At 66.5% G+C, this 3560-nt stretch carries 3 protein-coding genes; all 3 read left to right on the top strand.

What is annotated here, in order from left to right; translation table 11 throughout:
- A partial coding sequence (gene secD, locus VGH54_RS00240; RefSeq protein ID WP_331509937.1) for a protein translocase subunit SecD occupies positions 1–1146 on the top strand: 1146 nt, incomplete at its 5' end.
- Positions 1147–1150: 4 nt separating this feature from the next.
- Positions 1151–2431, top strand: coding sequence for a protein translocase subunit SecF (secF, locus tag VGH54_RS00245; protein WP_331509938.1), 1281 nt, complete (start codon positions 1151–1153; stop codon positions 2429–2431).
- Positions 2432–2435: 4 nt separating this feature from the next.
- Positions 2436–3560 (top strand): ABC transporter substrate-binding protein (locus VGH54_RS00250; RefSeq protein ID WP_331509939.1); only part of this gene is annotated, 1125 nt, incomplete at its 3' end.

Consider the following 3560-nt stretch of genomic DNA (forward strand, 5'->3'; position numbering starts at 1 on the left):
CCGCCGGATCCTCGGCGAGACCTCGCCGAGCGCATCGCCAAAGAGCGCGAGTGGCGGCAGAGCACCAACAAGGGCGTGCAATTCCTGGCCCTGCAGTACGAAGCCACGCGGTGCTTCCAGGAAGACATCCTGGCCGGCAACGACGATCCCGACCTGCCACTGGTCACCTGCGATACCCAACACAAGCAGGCCTATCTGCTGGCGCCGTCGATTATCAGTGGTGACCAGATCGAGAACGCCAGCTCGGGGATGGACCAGCACAGCGGTGGCTACATCGTCGACGTGCAGTTCAAGAGCGGAGCGGCCAACACCTGGGCGGACTTCACCGCCGCCCACATCGGCACCCAGACCGCGTTCACGCTGGACTCGAAGGTGGTGAGCGCGCCGCAGATCCGGGAGGCCATCCCAGGCGGCCGCACCCAGATCACCGGTGGAGACCCACCGTTCACGGCGAGCTCGGCGCGTGAGCTTGCCAACGTTCTGAAATACGGCTCGCTGCCGCTGTCGTTCGAGTCATCGGAAGCCCAAACCGTCTCGGCGACACTGGGATTGACGTCGCTGCACGCGGGCCTGATCGCCGGCGCGATCGGGCTGGGGCTGGTCCTGCTGTACTCGCTGCTGTACTACCGCGCACTGGGACTGCTGACGGCTTTATCGTTGGGCGCTTCTGGCGCAATGGTTTTCGCGATCCTGGTGCTGCTTGGGCGATATATCAACTACACCCTGGACCTGGCCGGCATCGCAGGTCTGATCATCGGTATCGGCACGACCGCCGACTCGTTCGTGGTGTTCTTCGAGCGCATCAAAGACGAGATCCGCGAAGGCAAATCGTTCCGTTCGGCGATTCCCCGCGGGTGGGGGCGCGCCCGCAGGACGATCCTGTCGGGTAACGCCGTCACGTTCCTGGCCGCCGCCGTGCTGTACTTCCTGGCGATCGGCCAGGTGAAGGGGTTTGCGTTCACGCTGGGGCTCACGACGGCGCTGGACACCGTCGTGGTGTTCCTGGTGACCTGGCCGCTGCTATACCTGGCGAGCAACTCGAAGACGTTGGCAAAACCGGCATACAACGGTCTGGGCGCGGTCCAGCAGGTCGCGCGCGAGCGGCGGGCCGCGACCGCGGGGGCCTACTCGACGGGACGGGGGTAGCGAGATGGCGGATACGACCGGCACCGACGACACAACTGCCGTCGAAATAAGCACGGGTACCGCAAAAGTGGTCCGCCCGAGCGGAGATGACACCGGCTCGTTGCCGCACCACAGCTTCTTATCGCGCCTCTACACCGGTACTGGCGCGTTCGAGGTCATCGGTCGTCGCCGGCTGTGGTACGGCATCAGCGGCGTGATCGTCGGGATCGCGATCGCCAGCATCCTGATCCGCGGATTCACCTTCGGCATCGACTTCAAGGGCGGCACCACGATGTCGTTCCAGCGCGGCGATGCGACCGTCAGCCAGGTCGAGCAGGTCTTCCGGGAGACGCTGGGCCACGACCCGGAATCCGTGGTCATCGTCGGTAGCGGCTCGTCGGCAACCGTGCAGATTCGGTCGGAGGCGTTGTCCAACGACAAGACCGAGAAGCTTCGCAACGCGCTGTTCGACAAGTACCACCCCAAGGGCGCCGACGGTCAGCCCAGCAAGCTGGCCATTTCGGACTCCGCGGTTTCCTCGACATGGGGCGGCCAGATCACCAAGAAGGCGGTCATCGCCCTGGCGGTGTTCCTGGTGCTGGTCAGCCTGTACATCACCGTCCGCTATGAGCGTTATATGGCGATCTCCGCGCTCACCACGATGGTCTTCGACCTGACCGTCACCGCCGGGATCTACTCGCTGGTGGGTTTCGAGGTCACCCCGGCCACCGTCATCGGCCTGCTGACAATTCTGGGTTTCTCGCTGTACGACACCGTGATCGTCTTCGACAAGGTCGAGGAGAACACCCACGCCTTCCAGCACACCGCCCGGCGCACCTTCGCCGAAGAGGCCAACCTCGCGGTCAACCAGACATTCATGCGGTCGATCAACACCAGCCTGATCTCGACGCTGCCGGTCATGGCGTTGATGGTGGTGGCCGTGTGGCTGCTGGGCGTGGGCACGCTGAAGGATCTGGCGCTGGTGCAGCTTGTCGGCATCGTCGTCGGTACCTACTCGTCGATCTTTTTCGCCACCCCGCTGCTGGTTACGCTGCGTGAGCGCACCGAGCTGGTGCGAACGCACACCCGCCGGGTGATCAGGCGCCGCGGTCCGGAAGCAGGAAAGGCGCCGGACAAGGGTCGGACACGCGCCGAGTCGGCCGACGAGGACGGACCCACCGAGCGGGCGAGCGCGTCGCTCGCTGCCACCGGCGAAGCCGCGCCGAGCAAGCCCGCCCCGGGCGCGCGACCCGCACGGCAGTCCGCCGGCCGCCACACGCGTCCGACCGGCAAGAACAAACGCTAGCCCGATGATTGCCTGGCGCCGGCGGGCGGCGGTCGGCTGGCTGGTCGTCGTGCTTACCGCAGCCGTGCCAGGCGCGTTGACGGCGTGCTCCGGAAGCGCCGCAGGGCAGATCGACTACGTCGTCGACGGCGCGCTGGACACCTACAACACCAACACGGTCGGCGGCGCCGCGTCGGCGGGAGCGCAGGCCTTCGCGCGCACGTTGACCGGATTCGGCTACCACGGCCCCGACGGCCAGGTCGTCACCGACCACGACTTCGGCACGATCTCGATAGTCGGCGGTTCGCCGCTGGTGCTGGATTACCAGATCGCCGACAACGCGGTCTACTCCGACGGCAAGCCGGCCACCTGCGACGACCTGGTGTTGACGTGGGCGGCGCAGTCCGGCCGGTTTCCCGGCTTCGACGCCGCCAGCCAGGCTGGGTACGTCGACATCACCTCGATCGACTGCCAACCGGGGCAGAAGAAGGCGCGGGTGTCGTTCGCGCCCGACCGCAACATCGTCGACTACAACCAGCTGTTCACCGCGACCGCGATTCTGCCGTCGCACGTCATCGGCGAGGAACTGGGCGTCGACGTGACCGGCGCGCTGCTGGGCAACAACCAACCGGTCATCGCGCGCATCGCGCAGCTGTGGAACACCACCTGGAACCTCAAGGCGGGCACGGATTCGGCCGCGATCGCCAAGCACTTCCCGTCGTCCGGACCGTACAAGATCGAATCGGTGCTGGACGGCGGCGCGGTGGTTCTGGTCGCCAACGAGCGCTGGTGGGGCGCCAAACCGATGACCAAGCGCGTCACGGTGTGGCCGCTGAAAGCCGACATCCAGGACCGGGTCAACGCCAAGAGCGCAGATGTCGTCGACGTCGCGGCCGGCTCCTCAGGGGCGCTGGCCACACCCGACAATTACCGCCGCACCGATGCGCCGTCGGACGGCATCGAGCAGCTGATTTTCGCGCCGCGCGGACCACTCGTGGACGTCGTGGCCCGCCGCGCACTTGCCTCCTGCACTCCGCGTGACGTGATCGCGCGGGACGCCGCGACGCCGATCGCCAACGCGCGGCTGCACACCACGGTTGACGATGCCATCGGTCAGGCCGAAAACGTCCCTGAGGCAGGCCAGTTCATC

The organism is Mycobacterium sp., assembly GCF_036488105.1.
Classification (GTDB): Bacteria; Actinomycetota; Actinomycetes; order Mycobacteriales; family Mycobacteriaceae; genus Mycobacterium.

Coding starts and splice junctions, on each gene's coding strand:
- secF (WP_331509938.1), top strand. CDS start 1,151: ATGGCGGATACGACCGGCACCGACGACACAACTGCCGTCGAAATAAGC.